General features: G+C 63.5%; 11 protein-coding genes. 10 read left to right on the top strand and 1 reads right to left on the bottom strand.

The window, feature by feature from the left end:
* Positions 1-14: 14 nt before the first annotated feature.
* From N8888_RS10905 to N8888_RS10885, 5 genes are read left to right on the top strand one after another with little or no spacing between them, the layout of a single operon-like run.
* Complete coding sequence (locus tag N8888_RS10905; RefSeq protein WP_263174685.1) at positions 15-2,756, top strand: type VI secretion system Vgr family protein; 2,742 nt, start codon at positions 15-17, stop codon at positions 2,754-2,756.
* A 3-nt stretch (positions 2,757-2,759) separates the two neighbouring features.
* A complete protein-coding gene (locus N8888_RS10900) occupies positions 2,760-3,611 on the top strand; it encodes a DUF4123 domain-containing protein (protein ID WP_081284442.1) in 852 nt (283 codons plus the stop codon).
* Positions 3,562-6,345 (top strand): T6SS effector BTH_I2691 family protein, encoded by a 2,784-nt coding sequence (locus tag N8888_RS10895; protein ID WP_146256224.1) that lies wholly within the window; start codon positions 3,562-3,564, stop codon positions 6,343-6,345. Before N8888_RS10900 ends, N8888_RS10895 begins: the two co-directional genes overlap by 50 nt.
* Positions 6,346-6,348: 3 nt before the next feature.
* A complete protein-coding gene (locus N8888_RS10890; RefSeq protein ID WP_146256223.1) occupies positions 6,349-7,398 on the top strand; it encodes a DUF6708 domain-containing protein in 1,050 nt (349 codons plus the stop codon).
* 59 nt (positions 7,399-7,457) lie between these two features.
* Positions 7,458-8,399: a DUF6708 domain-containing protein gene (locus tag N8888_RS10885; RefSeq protein ID WP_262218317.1), complete on the top strand. Its 942-nt coding sequence runs from the start codon at positions 7,458-7,460 to the stop codon at positions 8,397-8,399.
* A gap of 50 nt (positions 8,400-8,449) precedes the next feature.
* On the opposite strand, the gene N8888_RS10880 is transcribed toward N8888_RS10885, so the two are convergent.
* Positions 8,450-9,298, bottom strand: a complete 849-nt coding sequence (locus N8888_RS10880; RefSeq protein ID WP_263174669.1) for a hypothetical protein — start codon at positions 9,296-9,298, stop codon at positions 8,450-8,452.
* A 110-nt stretch (positions 9,299-9,408) separates the two neighbouring features.
* Here N8888_RS10880 and N8888_RS10875 point away from each other — a divergent pair, with 110 nt between their 5' ends.
* The 5 genes from N8888_RS10875 to tagF all read left to right on the top strand — a co-directional run bounded on the left by N8888_RS10875 (position 9,409) and on the right by tagF (position 16,818).
* Positions 9,409-10,278, top strand: coding sequence for a M15 family metallopeptidase (locus N8888_RS10875; RefSeq protein WP_263174667.1), 870 nt, complete (start codon positions 9,409-9,411; stop codon positions 10,276-10,278).
* A gap of 105 nt (positions 10,279-10,383) precedes the next feature.
* Positions 10,384-10,644 carry a PAAR domain-containing protein gene (locus tag N8888_RS10870; protein WP_053518398.1) on the top strand — a complete coding sequence of 87 codons (261 nt, stop codon included), beginning with the start codon at positions 10,384-10,386 and terminating at the stop codon, positions 10,642-10,644.
* A 42-nt stretch (positions 10,645-10,686) separates the two neighbouring features.
* Positions 10,687-12,120: a hypothetical protein gene (locus N8888_RS10865; RefSeq protein ID WP_263174662.1), complete on the top strand. Its 1,434-nt coding sequence runs from the start codon at positions 10,687-10,689 to the stop codon at positions 12,118-12,120.
* A gap of 16 nt (positions 12,121-12,136) precedes the next feature.
* Positions 12,137-15,838 (top strand): type VI secretion system membrane subunit TssM, encoded by a 3,702-nt coding sequence (tssM, locus tag N8888_RS10860; protein ID WP_263174660.1) that lies wholly within the window; start codon positions 12,137-12,139, stop codon positions 15,836-15,838.
* Positions 15,835-16,818, top strand: a complete 984-nt coding sequence (gene tagF / locus N8888_RS10855) for a type VI secretion system-associated protein TagF (RefSeq protein WP_053518394.1) — start codon at positions 15,835-15,837, stop codon at positions 16,816-16,818. The genes tssM and tagF overlap by 4 nt, the downstream gene beginning before the upstream one ends.
* Position 16,819: the final 1 nt, after the last annotated feature.

Raw genomic sequence — 16,819 nt, 5'->3', positions numbered from 1 at the left:
GTCGGGGAATCACCATGGACCTGGTAAACAACCTGCGGGCAGCGCTGGCCGGCCCATCGCATGCACAGCGCTTCCTGCGGCTGCACACCTCGCTGGGGAGCGACGTGCTGGTGGCCGAAACGCTGGATGGCGTCGAACAGATCGACGGCATCGGTTTCCAGTGGACGATCACGGCGCTGTCGCTGGATGCGGGCCTGTCGCTGGGCCCGCTGATCGGGCAGGGCGCGCTGCTGCAGATGCAGCAGGCCGACGGCAGCCTGCGGCCCTTGCATGGACGCATCACCGCCGCCGAGCGGCTGGGCAGCAATGGCGGGCTGGCGCGCTACCGGTTGCGCCTGCAGCCGTGGCTGGCGTTCCTGTCGCAGCGGGTGGACAGCTATGTGTTCCACGACAGGACGGTCGTGGAGATCGTCGAGGACATCTTCGCCGACTACGGTGGTCTGGCCCCGGCCTGGCGCTGGTCGCTGGCCGATGCCGGCCAGTACGCCCGGCGCAGCCTGACCACGCAGTACCAGGAAAGCGACCTGGCCTTCCTGCAGCGCCTGCTGGCCGAGGAAGGCATCTATTACTGGTTCGAGCACGCCGGTGACCCTGGCAGTGCCGACTTCGGCAGCCACACCCTGGTACTGGCCGATCACAGCCATGACACCGCTGAGCTGGGCAGCGTGCGCTTCCATCGGCGCGATGAGAGCGAGCGCAGTGACAGCGTGCAGCAGTGGTCGACCGCGCACCGCTGGCGTCCGGGCAAGGTGCAGCGTGCCACCTGGGACTACCGCACGCTGGAGCGCCGCCAGGCCAGCGCCGAAAGCGGGCAGGCCAACGACCTGGGCATCATCGACCGCGACACCTGCGGCCCCTACGGCTGGCAGGACAATGCCCGCGGCCAGCGCCGCGCGCAGCAGCACCTGGATGCGCTGCGCGTGCGCGCGCAGACCATCGAGGGTGCCGGCCAGTGGCGCACGCTGGCCCCGGGTGCACGGTTCGGCCTGTCGCAGCACCCGCAGGTGAGCCAGGACGCGCAGTTCCTGTGCCTGTCGGTGCAGCACCAGGCGCGCAACAACCTCGATGCCGATGTATTCGATGCGCTGGAGCAGACCCTGGGTCCGTCCAGCGTGACCGCGCCGGCACTGCCGGGCGCGCTGTCGGGCCTGGCCAATGGACGTGCGCCCGGTGAGGTCTCCACCGCCTTCTACGACAACCGCTTCGTGGCCATCCCGGCCGAAGTGACCTACCGGCCGCAGACCGACGATGGCCATGGCGCGCATCTGCATCCGCGGCCGACCATCACCGGCACGCTCAGTGCGATCGTGGTCAGCGATGGCGACCCGCTGCTGTCCGACCGCGACCACCGCATCAAGGTGCAGTTCCCGTGGCAGCGCGGCGGCAACGCCAGCAGCGGGCTGGCCCATCCGGGTGGGGACGACAATGCCCCGGCCACCGGGGGGGCCTGGACGTGGGTGCGGGTGATGACCCCATGGGCGGGCGACAACTGGGGCGGCGTGGTGCTGCCACGGCGTGGCCAGGAAGTGCTGGTGGCGTTCCTGGAGGGCGACATCGACCGCCCGGTGGTGGTCGGTGCGGTGTACAACGGCCGTGGCCAGCAGGACGCGCAGCACAACCAGATCAACGGTGGCGGTGCCAACGCCACCGGCAATGCGGCGGCATGGTTCGAGGGCAACGATCACGCCGCGGTGTATACCGGTTTCAAGAGCCAGGCACTGGCCGACAGCCAGGGCGGGCAGGGCGGCTACCAGCAGCTGCGCTTCGATGACACGCCGGGCCAGGGCCGCGCGCAGCTGTCCACCACCCAGCACGAGACCACCCTGACCCTGGGCCATCTCAAGGGCGGCCAGGACAACGTACGCGAGGGCGAGCGGGGCTTTGGTGTGGAGCTGTCCACGCAGGCACAGGGTGCACTGCGCGCCGGCCGTGGCCTGCTGCTGACCACCGAGCCGGGCACGCCGCAGCTGGCGGCGCCGCAGGCACTGAGCCAGTTGCAGGAAAGCCAGCAGCTGCTGCAGCAGCTGGCCGAGTCGGCGGCCAACCAGCAGGCACAGCTTCCGAGTGATCCCAACGAATTGCCGGTGGACACGACGCTGACCGAACTGCAGGAGACCCTGCGCGCCACCCACAGTGGCAGCGCGGCGGGCAGCATTGCCGGTGGCGACGGTGAAGCGCCGGGCTGGAGTGCGCCGGTCCTGCTGGGCAGTGGCGTGGCCGGCGTGCTGAGCCTGACCCCGGCCGACCAGGTATGGGTCAGTGGCACGCATACCACGCTGGCCAGCGGCGTGGCACTGAACTGGATGACGCAGGGCTCCTTGACGATGGCCGTGGCCGGCGGGCTGGTGCTGTACACCGCCGGCATGGAACCCAGCGGCGAGAGCCCGAACCAGGAACGTGGCATCGCGCTGCATGCGGCACAGGGCAAGGTGAGTGCGCGTGCGCACAAGAACCAGGTGATCGTGGCGGCCAAGACGCAGGTGCGCATCGCCAGCACCGAAGCGGACGTGCAGCTGTCGGCACCGAGCAAGCATCTGCTGGCGACGGCGGCCGGGGCCTACCTGCGGATCGAGGGCGACAACATCGAACTGGGCGCGCCGGGCAAGGTGGAATTCAAGGCGAGCCAGCGCGAATGGCTGGGGCCGGCGAGTGTGGTGGGGGAGGCGAAGGTGCCAGATGGTTCACACAAGGCATGCGAGTATCGCGTGCGTGCAGCGGAACAGTCGGGCGCCGGCTTGGTCCCACTGGGAGCCTGAGAGATGCAACTCGATCACCGGCTATTCGAAGCTCATCAGTATGCGTTGATCAATCCACTCCAGATCGATCGACGTATCGCCAAGCTTTGGCCATGCGAACCCATCGTTCCCAAGGAGCTCCTTGGGCAGAAGCATCTTCTTCCCTATCTAATCAGACTGGAAGAAATTGAGCCTGATGCGCGTCTAGCGGCACTTGATGAAACTGTGCACTACGCACGCGATCATGACCGCATCCCATTCTCGGCGTTGCTGAAATGCAATGCCGACAGTCAGCGAGTCCGAAATCACTTGGCTCGTATGATGGTGAGAAAATTTGATGGTGAGAAGATGCTATTCAGATACTACGATCCTCGTGTCTGGAACGCGCTGAAGTGGATTCTCTTGTCGTCGCAGCTGGATGCATTGCTTGGTCCCATCAATGCCTGGACCGCAACCGTGGACAAGGGCGCGCGGTGGCAATCATACGAAAACAGTGGTTGTAACAAGGATGGGATGCATCTAACGTCCGATCAGCTGTACGCGATTTCCTCGTTGGCTTCTGTTAACAGGGTGATCGATCGGTTGCATCGAGAGGGTGGGAGCATTGAGGGTGCTGGGCTTTCGAGACGTGTCTTTGACGAGATGGAGAAGGCCGGCGAGTGCGGGCTGACAGACCCTGACGATAAGGAAGCGTATGCATTTGCTTCAGTATTTCAATCACCCGAAGTTCATAACACGCCGCGGTATCAAGAGGCTCTTCGGATCGCCTGCTTAGAGCCTGGCGCGTTCCGCAGTGCCGTCAGCGACCCCTCCGACGAAGAGGTGGATGAACCTTCATTGGAGCAGACAGAACAAGGAGCTTGGCAGCATGGATAAGAGGCCGACACAGTCGTGTGACCCCGCGAAGAAGTGTGATGTCTGCGATCAGGTCGGCTTGCCGATTCTTCCGATCAGATACGCCATCTGCCGTTCAGACGTCAAGGAAATGTGGCAAGGGCCAAGGCTGGGAGGAGGGTTTGGAAAGGATGTGGCCAGTGTCACCCTTCCGGCCAGTGAGGCTCACTACACGTTGCGACTTGCCCGCCAAGGGTATCTTTATGTATTCAACGAGATCCGTGGCGAATGGAAGGGCTATCAGATCACCAGCGACTCCTATCTCTTGGAGTTCGATCCGCATGCGGCTCCTCCACCGCAGGAAGATTTTCAACCTACATGCGCGCGAATGGCCGATTCGCAGGTGGCCCGCTTCGTTATCATCCCCGACCCCAAGCGAGCTGGAAAAGTTTGGTTTGGCTTCTCGGAGGCTCCATGGACGAAAGAGATCATGGAGCGAAATCGAAAATCCAGCGAGCGCAAGAAGCACATGCGCTGTATTGATGTCCAGATGTGGCTCAAAGGAAAGTCGCTGGATCACGTGGGAAGTGCGGCTGACGCCCCCTCCATGGTCAGCGAGTTCAAGTTTGGCAAGAGAGTAAAATCCGAGTCTGAAGTGAAGATCCCTATGCTCCCCTCGAGTCCGCCGCCGGCTGCGGACCCTGGGAGGCCTCGAACTGTGGATCGTGCAGTTGAGACGGTTCTCGAAGTCGTTGATGTGTATGCTAATCCTGGCTTTTCGTTCTCCTTTGCGCCTTTTTCAAGATGCAAACAGGATGTGCCAGGAATGGAGGCATGGCTTCAGAAGAGCTCTTTGTCTGCGCGTCCGATGATGGTGGCGCTGAATGATCCCGCAGGAATAGCGCAGGAGCTTTCCGCACTTGTTCGGCAGAAGACCCGAGAGTTCGAAGAGGAAGATGACAGGGGGTGGAAGCATGCAACCTCAGTGGCGATCCGCGGAATCCGGCAGGCAATTGAGGATCAGGCGGCCGCAGAGAAGCTGAGCTCCGTACGTGCCAGCGCGTACACCGGGCGCGCGGCGATGGAGCTGTATGCGGCGGGAATCACCAAAATGCGTGAGGAGTTGACGGCCGAAGAAGACAAGAAAGCCAGAGACTCCGCATGGGATCGCTACCGTGATGATTACAGCCAGCAAGCGCTTGATCAGTTTGACAAAAGCCTCGTGCCGGAAATGGAGCGATACACATCTTCGCACCTGACGCCGATTGCCCAGAGTTTCGTGCGCTGGTACAAGAGCGAGGACTTCAGGACTTGGCTGGCGTGTAATCACAATGATGAGCTGTCATACAGTTCAATGAGATTGACGGAGATTGTCGATAATTCGCTTGAAGGGGTTGTTGGATTTGGGTGCGTACAGGCTGCGCTTCTGGAGGATCTCGCTGGTCGTTTTCAGGACATCAAGAATTGCACTGTTCGAGCGCTGACGCTCAATGATAGGATCGCGGCGGAGGTTATTGAGAAGCAATCCAAGACATTCTTGAGCAACTCGGATAACCCCGGTGCTTGGTCCAATATATTCAAGGCATATGCTCACGTTCTCGACCGAGGTGGTAGCAAGCCCCAGGAGCTGCAACAGGGGTTAGGCTTGGTTGCAGGTCTTGTCTTCAAGATGTCTGGGATGTTTGTAACAGCCCTAACCAAGGCAGGATCAACAGTCGCAAAGGCAGGCATCAATATCGCCATTTCTGCCGCGACAAGGAATAATCTGGTTGGCTTGCTTGGGGTCCTTTCAGGAAAGCGGATCCAACGGGTTAGCATCCGTGCCTCGGAGCGCGAGATGGCGCACTTTCTGGTGGAGGCACTGAGCGAGGGGCAAGCTGGAGTCAACAAGAGGGAACTGAGAGCGCGTGTTGATCAGCATCTTCGACAGGAGCTCAGCGAGCGTAGTGGCGCAAGGGTGGCTACAGGAGATCGCAACTCGCGTGGGAGAAAAGTATTTGAGTGGGCTGTGTTCTGGGACAAGGAGGCGATGGCAGCCGTTCGGAATGGGCAGCCGGGCTCTTTGGGAAATATGCTGATGAGTGAGGAGCAAATACGGGTACTGGTAAGGAACCGTGCTGCCCAGTACAGCGCTCCCCATGTAAACCTTGACGTGCGTCTTGGAGTTGTTGGATTGGTTCTGGATGCATGGAACGTCGCGGATTCCTACGGCAAGCTGGATGTGGAGAAGGAGGGGCCGGCCGGTCGTAGGCAGTTGAGTCTTGCCTCCGCGCTAGTCGGATTTGCGGGCACCAGCGTTGAGCTAACAGGGATGGCCTTGGCTAAGACGATGTGGGGCAGAACAGCCTTGGCGTCTGAGATCAGATTTGGTGCAATTGAAGTCGCAAGTAGAGCGGGACTTGTCGGTTTTCTCGGCAGATTGCTGGGCACAGTTGGTGGGCTAATGGGGGCTGTCGTTGATGGGTGGAAAATGTATGAATCAATCAAGACGGGAGATATTCCCATGGCGGTCTTCTATGGAACAACTGCTGTGGCGGGAGCAGTAGTGGCCTACCTCATGTTTGTTGGTGCCATGACAGCGGGGGTCGGTTTTATTGTACTTCTCGTGCTGGGGTTGATAAGTATGCTGGGCGAGTGGCTTATCAATCTCATTCGTGACGATAAGGTGGAGAGGTGGCTTGATATGACGCCTTTTGGAGTTCATGAGCATGGTAGATTCGAGTCGCCTGAAAAGCAGGTTGAGGCATATAACGCTATGCTTCCTGCAGGAGCGTGAGTAGTGAGTCAGTTTGCAGGTTGGCTTGCCCAGAGGTATCGCAACAATCGTCCCCTTACTGAGTACGAAAAGGCTGCTGATGTGCGCCGTTTCGACTCATCCACGTTTGTGCCAATCGATAAGGGAATCATCGCCATTGATGATGATTGCATTGAGTATGTTGATCGTCACTTCCTATATCGCGGTTGGGCATTGATGGGGGCGAGTGTCTTCATTGCGCTGGGATTGCTATTTGTCGTGGCGATCCTGCACGCAACTTCCTCTCTGGTTGACCGAACTGGGCCGCTCGAATCAGGTGATACTTATGCGATCGGAGGCTTGATCGCTCTTGGTGTTGCATTTCTGGCGTTCATTTTCTGCAAGCTGCTCTTGCGGGATGTTCTACGCTATCAGTACTACCCAGTTCGGTTTGATCGAGTCGCACAACAGGTACATGTGTTTACGGGTAAGCGTGAGAGGGTGGTCTCGGTTCCATGGCGGGATGTTAGATTTGTTATTGGTAGGGACAAGCCTGTGGGCCCCGATGAGGGATGTACTTACGATCTTCGGGGGCTTGTAATGGATGGGGAGCAGGTCGTCTATACGTTTGCTGTTGGATCTGACAGCGGTCCCAACCCAGCGATCACGCTCGCACATTGGGAGATGATCCGGCGCTTCATGGAGGAAGGGCGTTCAGCACTTCCGTTTCCGCCATTGCAGCTCTACACCTCGGTAGTACCAAGCTTCCGCAACGCGTTCATCATTCATGTCTCTTCTGCGGGCGCCGGGTTGATGTGGATCGCGCTACCGCTCACCTTGCCCTGGGCCCTGTTCCGCTTCCTGGCAATGAAGTCGTGCCGTAGGCCGGTCTGGCCGGCAGCTGTGACCCGGCGCGGAAAGTCCGAGCCTTCGGGCAGTCCCCCGCTACGTGCACCGGCTGTGTACGGACGCGTGGATAGATCCGGAGGTCGTGCCGATGAAATGGAGCGCTTCTGGAAGGACTCGATCACGGCAGCCAAGGCCCGTAACGATGAGATTCGTCAGCAGCTGCAGGCAACCTCGTTGAATGCGTGAAGTGGGCGTTGGATGCATGGCGTGGCATTCTCGCTCAGACGAGTGAGCGAGGATCACGGATGTACAGCGGCTGGATGCGCAGTTTCCCGACGGATCGCTTTCTCTCGGCGCAGGAGAGCGCCTCGCGTTTCGATCCTCGGGTCGCCGAGGAGGTTGCACCTGACGAACGTGCGTCGTTGGTTCATTTCAACTCGACCTACATCGATCTGATCGACCGAAGGTTCCGCCTGCGCGGAATGGTCTCGACCACCATGGTCCTGCTGGGGACGCTGGCCCTGTTCCTGTTCGGTTTCTTCCTGCTTTTCACGCTGGTGATCCCGAACCTGGAAGGCGACTTCTGGGACTGGGTGATGTACGCCATGGTCGGCGTGTGCGTGGTCGGTGCCCCGGTGCTGTTCTGGCACACGACGCTGCGCTACGAGTTCTTCACCTATGTCTGGTATCCGACACGGTTCAACCGGCGCAACCGGACGGTCTACTTCTTCACGGGTGGGGAAGAGGGCGCTGTATCCGTGCCATGGGATGAGGCCGTGTTCTACATCGGGCAGGGGACCAGCCAGGCGTTCCTGCGCGACCTGCGCTGCAGCATCCTCGAGGATCGGGTGATCAAACGGACCTTCGCGGTGGGCCACTACTTCGATGACGAACAGAAGATCCGCGGCATCTGGGAGTTCATTCGCCGCTACATGGAGCAGGGGCCGGCAGAGGTGGTCGATACCATCGAGGGTCGCCAGATGAATCTGTCCGTGACGCCGTCATGGCGCAACTGCTACCTGTTCGTGGTGGCCAGTCTCGGTCCCAGCCTGCTGGGCGCACGCTTCATCCTGATGCCCTTGCTGCTGCCCTTGGTGTTGTGCAGATGGCTGGTCCTTCGATCCTGCCGCGCGCCCGTGTGGCCACAGTGGGTGGAAGACGAGTGCGCAATCGATGCCAACGATCCTCTTCGGCTCGTGGAACCCGAGGTGATGGCGCAGTTCGAGCCGGATCGGCGTCCGCTCTGAGCGGGCCGCTGCGGCAGCGCCCTGCCTGCGTCAGCAGGCAGGGCTCGGGATCACATCGCCGGGCAGGCCGGATCCTTGCCGCTCACCGCCGCACAGATCCTGCGCCGGCAGTCCACGCCTTTCAGTGACGTAGGGCTGGGGCAGCTGCGCAGCTGCGCCTGGATGTTGGATTCGGTCGAGGCGGACTTCTTGCTGGCCACGCGCTCGAACGCGGCGCGCTCGTCTTCGGCGCGTTTGCGCTGGTCTGCTTCGATCTGGGCGATCAGATCATCCATGCTTTGAGGCTGGGCCTTGGCTTTTGCCTTGGCCTTGTCCTCTTCCTTGATGATGCCGAGCAGGGTGCCGAGCAGATTTTCATCGCCCTTGCCTGCGGTACCGGCGGCGCGACTGCTGCGTTCACCCGGCTGGGCGCCCCGTGCCCGCGTCGTTGCAGCGGTGCCGGTGGTTGCGGCAGCGCCCGCAGCAGCGGTTGCCGCGTCAGCGGCAGGAGCGGGTGGGCTCCCGGCGGTGGCCGGCAGCGCCGGCTCAGACGGAGAAGCGGGCGCATCGACGATCATCGCGGCGCCTTCACCCGGTGCCACCGACGGGGCGTCCGGGTGCCCGGTCACATGGCCGGTGTCGGGTGTCAGTGAATACTCGGACGGGTCGCTGTAGTCATTACTACCGGACAGACCCCAGGCGGTCAGCCCGGCGATGACGACCACGGCACTGGCCAATGCCAGCCACAGGACCGTACGGCGTTTGCCGCTGGACGGCGCGCGTGCGGCACGTGGCGACGCGGTTGCCTGCCGGCCCTCCATGTCTGCCAGAATACGGCCCGAATTCGGGGCCTGGCCCTTTGCCTGCGCTCCCCCTGAGAGCAGACTTGGCCGATTGATTCCGCCATTATTCAAGTGCATCCAGCCCTTGGTTTGAGTCGGCAACTGCCGAAGCGAATTTGCGCATTCTTAGTGAAAGCGGTTGGGGCGTCAACCAGATCGCGTGTCAGGGAGGACCGGTGTTGCCAATCGTGGTTGCTGCCATTGCCGTCGTACTGTTGGTGGCTGGCGTGTGCTGGGTACTGTTGTTCCCCGAGACGGTCGAATCGCTGCGTCAGGCGATCGCGAAGCGTCTGGGCGGATTCCGTCGTCGGGCGGGGCAGGTCGGTGACCGGGTCGGCCACGGCGCCACCCGCGTGCGCAGTGGGGTTCGTGAAGAGGTCGGAGCCGTGCACGGCGCACTGCGGCGCCACTGGCTCATTCTGGTTGTCGCCGCAGCGTTGCTGCTGATTCCTCCAATTGTGATATTCGTCACGCGGCAGACCGTGGTGCTGGAGGATTTCAGGGGCGATGATCTGGCGGAATCGAGTTCGATGGTCGCCCAGCTGCTACGCGGGGAGCGGCTGACGCCGCCACCGCCGCCGCCGCCGGAGGTGTTCACCACTGCCGAAGTGCGTCGTCTGCGGCCTGAAATCGTCACGGCTGATCGCAAATGGGGTCAGATCGATCCCGATCTGCAGCAGCGCGTGCTGGCCATCTATGAGGTGATGCGACGCCAGTACGGTTACGAAATGGTGCTGATCGAAGGCTATCGCAGTCCGCAGCGGCAGGCCGAACTGATGGCCGGTGGCAAGGCGACCCGGGCCGGTGCCTGGCAGAGCTGCCACCAGTATGGGCTGGGCGTGGACAGCGCACCCATCCGCGATGGCAAGCTGCAATGGGACATGGAAGATCCGTGGACCCGGCGTGGGTACTTCCTGTACGGCGAGCTGGCTGAACAGGCGGGCCTGGACTGGGGCGGAAACTGGCGGAGCATCAAGGACTATGTTCACGTGGAAATGACGGACCGCTGCCGCGCCGCCCGGGTGGCAAAGCGCGAGGAACTGTCCCGTCAAGGGTGATAACCGCACGGCGGTACTGGTATGGTTACGCCGATGGCCTGCGTCGTCGGGGGAACCGGGGGGCGATGGAACGCCGGGTCACACATGGATCAAGGAGCATGATGGATGGCACGACCGTTTATCGTCGTCGGTGACCCGCTCAGCCACGGAGGGACCGTGGTGGCGGGCACCGGACAGACCGACATCAATGGCAGGCCGGTGGCGCGCGTCGGTGATCGTGCGTTGTGCGCCGTGCACGGCGCCACCACCATTGTCAGTGGCGACGCGACAGTGCTCATCGACGGTCAGCCGGTGGCGCGCGACGGCGACCGCACCGCGTGTGGAGCGACGCTGGTCGCTTCACAGGCCATGACCGGTCTGCGTTGACCTGCGCGGTCGACAGGAGCAGCGCATGGAGCAGGGCAACTGATGGCAGGATGGCTGGGCAAAGCAGCTTCGGTGGTGATGATCTTCGTCGCCACCTGGGGCGCGACGATTCTCTACTGGCGCAACAGCGGCACGGTACCGACCGGCATGCAGATGCTGGCCTACCTGGGCCTGCTGCCCGTCGGCCTGAGCGGTGCCGGCTTCATGCTGCGTGGCGCCGCGCGCCGTGGCGTCGATGCGGCGCTGGACAAGGCTGCGGCCAACGATGGGGAGCCGACCAAGGGCAAAGGCGAAGCGGTCGCGACGAAGGTGATGGTGCCGCCATCGGTGGCGTTGATTGCCGGTGGCCTCAGGCTGGGTGTGGATCTGGATGCCCAATCATGGCTGGCTGCTGCCGCTGCGCCGCCGCGTCCGACGCTCGATGGCCGCTTCCGCGACAACTACAACCTGCCGGTGCGCATGAGCGCGGCGCAGGACCTCGATGAGTTCCTGGTGCTGCAGGCCCGTCAGGACGGCATCGACACCGCAGCCCACGAACGGCGTGCGCTTGCCCTGCTGCAGCCGGTGCTGGAGGAACTGCTGGAGGCAGCATCCGCGGCGCTGCCGGAAATCATGGCTTCCGAGGAAGTGGTGGTGGCCGGTCTGCGGCGTCGCGACGAACAGCGCGTGGAGAACGTACTGAGCGTCGAGCTGCTGGTGCCGGGCAGTTGGTCCGATGCGCTGCGCCCCTGGGTGCAGACATGGCTGCTGGAGCAGGCGCGGATGGCAGGCATCGATGCGCGCCGCTTCGATGTCCGGGTCACCTCGCTGGACGGCGCACGCGAGGTGTGGCCGCACCTGCAACGGGTGATCGACGCACTGGATCAGGGCGAGCCACGCTGGCACCTGCTGGTGTCCGCGTCTTCTTCGATCGATGCCGCCATCGTTTCCTCATGGCAGTCCTCCGGTGTGCTGGCAACCGCACAGAATCCGGATGGCCGCATACCGGGCGAGGGTGCTGCCGGCGTCCTGCTGGCGAGCCGGGGCGTTGCCCATGAAGGCGACGCGCGGCTGTGGCGCCCGCAACTGGTACGCGCCGAGCAGATCGAGGCAACCCGGCCGGCCGAACAGCGCCGTCAGCTGGCGACGCTCGCTGCGCAGTGGCAGCAGACGCTGGGCCTGGAGGGCGCACAGGCCCAGTTCGTGCTGCATGATGCCGATCACCGGGGCGATCTGATGGTCGATGCCGCCGCCATCACGGCGTCGCTGGCTCCCGACCTGGACTTCAGTCCGCAGAGCCTGGCGCTGGCGATCAGCGCAGGCGAACTGGGCCCGGTGCTGCCGTTGGCGCAGCTGGCACTGGCCCGCGCACAGCTTGACCGCCAGGCCGAGCCGGTGCTGTTGCTCGGCGTGGCCGACAACCAGCAGCGACTGTTCGGCCTGGTCGACCCTCTTCCTTCCCCGACGCAGGCGGCCGATGCGCCGTCGGCCCCCTGACTTCCTGGATCCCTGCATGAGTTTGAGCAATTTCAGCTACTACCTGCGCGACTACCGTCTCTGGATGGTGCTCGGCCTGGTCGGTGCCGCTGCGCTGGCCCACTACGGTGAGGCCGAAGCACGGCAGATCGGCATCTGGGTGGCCATCGTGCTGGCCGGCCTGCTGGTGCTGGCGCTGCTGGTCTGGATCGTGAAGCGGATCCTGGCCCGTCGCGCGGCCAAGCGCGTGGAGGCGATGGTCAAGGATGAGGCGGACAAGGCGGTAGCCACCGCTCAACCCGCCCAGCGTGCCGATACCGAGGCGCTGCGCACGCGCATGATGGACGCGGTCAAGCAGATCAAGTCCTCGCGGATGGGCGTGCTGAAGGGCAACGCCGCGCTGTACGAGCTGCCGTGGTACGTGATCATCGGCAATCCGGCTGCGGGCAAGAGTACGGCCATCCTCAATTCCGGCCTGCAGTTCCCGTTCGAGGACAACCGCGGCAACGTGGTGCAGGGCATCGGTGGTACCCGCAACTGCGACTGGTACTTCACCACCAACGGTATCGTGCTCGACACCGCTGGCCGCTACTCGGTCAGCGTCGAGGACCGCATGGAGTGGCTGACCTTCCTCGGCCTGCTGAAGAAGAACCGCCCGCGCGCACCGATCAACGGCGTGATCATCGCCGCCAGCCTGGCCGAGCTGTCCGGCAGCAAGCCGGAGTTCGCGATCGAGCTGGCCAAGAACCTGCGCCAGCGCGTGCAGGAAATCACCGAGCGGCTGGAAGTGTTCGCGCCGGTGTACGTGCTGTTCACCAAGGCCGACCTCATCGCCGGTTTCAGCGAGTTCTTCCGCAACCTCGATCCCGGCGAGCGCGAGCATGTGTGGGGTGCGACGCTGCCGTTCGACGTGCATCAGCAGGGCGACGCGCTGGCGGCATTCGACAGCCATTTCGACGAGCTGGCCGAAGGCATCAAGGAAATGAGCCTGACCCACATGGCGATGCAGCGTGGCCGTGAAGTCTCGCCTGGGCTGCTGTCGTTGCCGCTGGAGTTCGTCGGCATCAAGCCGGCGCTGCGCACCTTCATCGCTACGCTGTTCGAGGACAACCCCTACCAGTTCAAGCCGGTGTTCCGTGGCTTCTACTTCTCCAGCGCACTGCAGGAAGGCCGTTCGGTGCATCACGCGTCCGAACGCGTCGGCCGCCAGTTCAACCTGGAGCGCGGGTCCAATGTCGATGAGGCGCCGACCGGCCATACCGCGTTCTTCCTCAAGGACCTGTTCCGCAAGGTGATCTTCGCCGACAAGGAACTGGTCCGGCAGTATTCCAGCCCGCACCAGAACCGGCTGCGCTATGGCGTGTTCCTGGGCGCAGTGGGTGTGCTGGCGCTGGCGCTGGGCCTGTGGACCTGGTCGTACACCACCAATGCCCAGCTGGTGGCCAATGCCACCAAGGACCTGGATCAGGCCGTGCGCGTGCAGAAGGACCGCATGGACCTGAAGTCGCGCATCGATGCCTTGCTTCTGCTGCAGGATCGCATGGAGCAGCTGGACCGTTATGGCAAGGAGGGCGGCATCACCACCCATCTGGGCCTGTACCAGGGCACCGCGATCCGCGAGAAGCTGCTGCGTGAGTACAACCACGGCATGCAGCAGGTGATGCTGGCGCCGACCGTCTCCAATCTGGAGAACTATCTCGGCCAGGTGGTCGCCGAGCGCGACAAGCTTGGCCAGGGCAGCAGCGCTGCCGCCGAGAGCGAGGTGCTGTATCAGAACGCATCGCCGACCAGTACCAACGATGCGTACAACGCACTGAAGACCTACCTGATGCTGGGTAACCCGAAGTACGTCGAAGGTGCTCACCTGTCGCAGCAGCTGACCCTGTTCTGGCGCACCTGGCTGGAGGCCAACCGCGGCCAGATGAGCCGTGAGGAGATGGTGCGCGCGGCCGAGAAGCTGATGACCTTCTACGTGGCGCAGGCGGGCCAGCCCAGCTGGCCGCAGATACAGAACAAGGTCACGCTGGTGTCCGACACGCGCCAGGCGCTGGGGCAGGTGATGAAGGGGCAGCCGGCGATGGAGCGCGTGTACGCGCAGATCAAGGCACGTGCCGGCGCCCGCTTCGGAACCACCACCGTCGACAGCCTGGTGGGTGTGGAGCGCAACGGGCGCCTGATCAACGGCAGCTATGCGATTTCCGGTGCGTTCACGCGCAAGGCGTGGGAAGAGTACGTAAAGGATGCGATCAAGGAAGCAGCCAATACCCAGCTGAGCACCACCGACTGGGTGCTGGGTACCACCGAGCAGAGCGATCTGTCGCTGGCCGGCAGCCCCGAGCATGTCTCGCGCGAGCTGGTGACCCTGTACAAGAACGACTACGCGCGCGAGTGGAGCAAGTTCGTGCAGGGCCTGAGCGTGGCCGAGTTCAGTACGTTCGACGAGGCGGTGGCCCGCATCAACAAGCTGGGTGATCCCGGCAACTCGCCGCTCCGTGTTCTGCTGGAGCGCATCAACGAGGAGACGGTATGGGACAACCCGCCGGCGCAGGCGCGTTCGAGCAAGGCGCGCAAGGGCTTCGTGGCCTGGTTCCAGCGCACCATCCTGCGCAAGGACCCGGCAGCGACGGCCGCCGCGCAGCCGGTGGGTCCGATCGGCAAGGCGTTCGAAGGCATCGCGCGGCTCACCAGTGAGCGCGGCGATCAGCCGGCAGTGATCACGGCCTACTTCGAGACACTGGGCAAACTGCGTGCGCGCCTGAATGCCATCAAGAGCCAGGGCGAAATCGGCGTGGGCACCCGCAAGCTGATGCAGGACACCTTCAGCAATGAAGGCTCCGAACTGAGCGCGGGCCTGGCGCTGGTCGACGAGCAGGTACTGACCGGGCTGGACGAGAAGCAGCGTGAAGCCCTGCGCCCGCTGCTGCTGCGCCCGTTGACCCAGACCTTCAGCGCCCTGATCCCGCCGACCGAAGATGAGGTCAACAAGACCTGGAAGGCGCAGGTCTATGACCCGTTCAAGGCACGCATCGGGCAGCAGTACCCGTTCAACCTCAACTCGGATGTGGATGCCGCACCGAGCGACATCGCCGGCATCTTCGGTGCCAGTGGCAGCATTGCCGCCTTCAACAAGGACGCGCTCGGCACGCTGGTGATCCAGCGCGGTCCGCTGCTGGAGACCCGCCGCTGGGCAGGGCAGGGTGTGAACCTGTCGGCTGAGCTGGTTGCCAACTATGGCAACTGGGTGAGCGGCTCTGCCGCCGGCGCGGCGCAGGACACCACGATCTTCGAGATCCTGCCGTCGCCGGCTGCCGGCGCGCTGGAGTACAGCATCGAGATCGATGGCCAGGTGCTTCGTTATCGCAATACCCCGCCGCAGTGGACCACCATGCAGTACCCGAACGCGGGTCAGGTGCCGGGCGTGAAGATCACGGCGGTGACCGGCGATGGTCGTACCGTGGAGGTATTCAGTGCACCGGGCGCGAACGGCTTCAACCGCCTGATGGCCGAAGGCGAATACGAGCGGCTGGATGATTCCAGCCGTATCACCTGGAACGGCAATGGTGTGGCCGTGACGGTGGAAATGCGCATCGTCCGCCGGGCCGGCAGCGGCAGCGAGGGCGGCGGTGACTGGCAGCGTGGCCTGCAGCTTCCCGAGCGGGTGGCCGGTGGTACCCCTGCCGCGCCCGCGCCGGCGGCCACCGCGCCTGCTGCGGCGCAGACCACGGGAGGTGCGCAATGAGCCGCGTCGTCAGCGCCGGAGTTTCCTACTTCGGCAAGGTGCCGTCGCGCGGTGATTTCGTCCGTGCGGCCGACAATCACCAACTGCTGGGCTGGCTGGACCGGTGGGCGGGCGAGAGCCTGGAACTGCTGAGCCAGAGCCCGGACTGGAAGCAGCGCTACGACGAGGCACCGGAGATCCACTACGCGTTCCTGGGTTCTCGCAGCAAGATGGTGCTGTGCGGGCACTTCCTGGCCAGCCGCGATTCCTCCGAACGCCGCTTCCCGCTGCTGTCCGCGCTGCGCCTGGATGCGCCGGAACCGTTGCCGTTCATCGGCCGCAGCCCGCTGGCGATGTCCAACGCCTGGTCAGGGCTGGCCCGCCTGGCACGCCAGGCCTACCAGGAAAGCGACGCGGCGCAGGCGCTGGCGCAGCTGGCGGACGCACGTTTCAGCATCAGCACCGATCCCGGTGACTACAACGGCAGCTTCCAGGACTTCCTGGAGAGCACCTCCGTGGCAGACCTCGAGTCGCGCCTGCGCGATTCCGGTCACGGCGAGGTGGCGCTGCGACAGGTGCTGCCGGCACTGGGCCTGCTGCTGCAGCCGGTGCTCAGCGGGGGCGATGTCAACATCGACAAGGCGCTGGTGTTTCCGCTGGTCCGTGACCCGGCCTATCGCCCACTGGTGGCGGCATTCTGGCTGGATCTGCTGTCCAGCTTCGTCTCCCGCGGCGATTTCGAACTGGCGGTGCTGATCCGCAACGACGCTGCGCCGAGCATGATCGTCGGTTTCAACGGCGCCGACCGCCAGGTGCTGCGTGCGGTGCTGGACCCGGCGGAAGCCGGCGACTTCCTGATCCGGATCCAGCATTCGGAATGGGTGGACGACTATCTGCGCGGCGATTACAACCTCAACCGCTTCGGCAGCTTCCTCGACCGTGACGATCTGGCCCTGGCCACCGCACGCAAGCTGTTCGGCGAGACTTTCCTGGGAACCTGAT

The sequence above is a fragment of the Stenotrophomonas maltophilia genome (assembly GCF_025642255.1).
GTDB lineage: Bacteria > Pseudomonadota > Gammaproteobacteria > Xanthomonadales > Xanthomonadaceae > Stenotrophomonas > Stenotrophomonas maltophilia_P.
Note: the sequence above shows the minus strand (reverse complement) of the source record. Positions and strands in the feature narration are given on the sequence as shown.

Excerpts from the sequence above, each read along its gene's own strand:
- N8888_RS10895 (WP_146256224.1), top strand. The coding sequence starts at position 3,562 with ATGAACCTTCATTGGAGCAGACAGAACAAGGAGCTTGGCAGCATGGAT.
- N8888_RS10865 (WP_263174662.1), top strand. The coding sequence starts at position 10,687 with ATGGCAGGATGGCTGGGCAAAGCAGCTTCGGTGGTGATGATCTTCGTC.
- N8888_RS10905 (WP_263174685.1), top strand. The coding sequence starts at position 15 with ATGGACCTGGTAAACAACCTGCGGGCAGCGCTGGCCGGCCCATCGCAT.
- tagF (WP_053518394.1), top strand. The coding sequence starts at position 15,835 with ATGAGCCGCGTCGTCAGCGCCGGAGTTTCCTACTTCGGCAAGGTGCCG.
- N8888_RS10880 (WP_263174669.1), bottom strand. The coding sequence starts at position 9,298 with ATGCACTTGAATAATGGCGGAATCAATCGGCCAAGTCTGCTCTCAGGG.
- N8888_RS10885 (WP_262218317.1), top strand. The coding sequence starts at position 7,458 with ATGTACAGCGGCTGGATGCGCAGTTTCCCGACGGATCGCTTTCTCTCG.
- N8888_RS10870 (WP_053518398.1), top strand. The coding sequence starts at position 10,384 with ATGGCACGACCGTTTATCGTCGTCGGTGACCCGCTCAGCCACGGAGGG.
- N8888_RS10900 (WP_081284442.1), top strand. The coding sequence starts at position 2,760 with ATGCAACTCGATCACCGGCTATTCGAAGCTCATCAGTATGCGTTGATC.
- tssM (WP_263174660.1), top strand. The coding sequence starts at position 12,137 with ATGAGTTTGAGCAATTTCAGCTACTACCTGCGCGACTACCGTCTCTGG.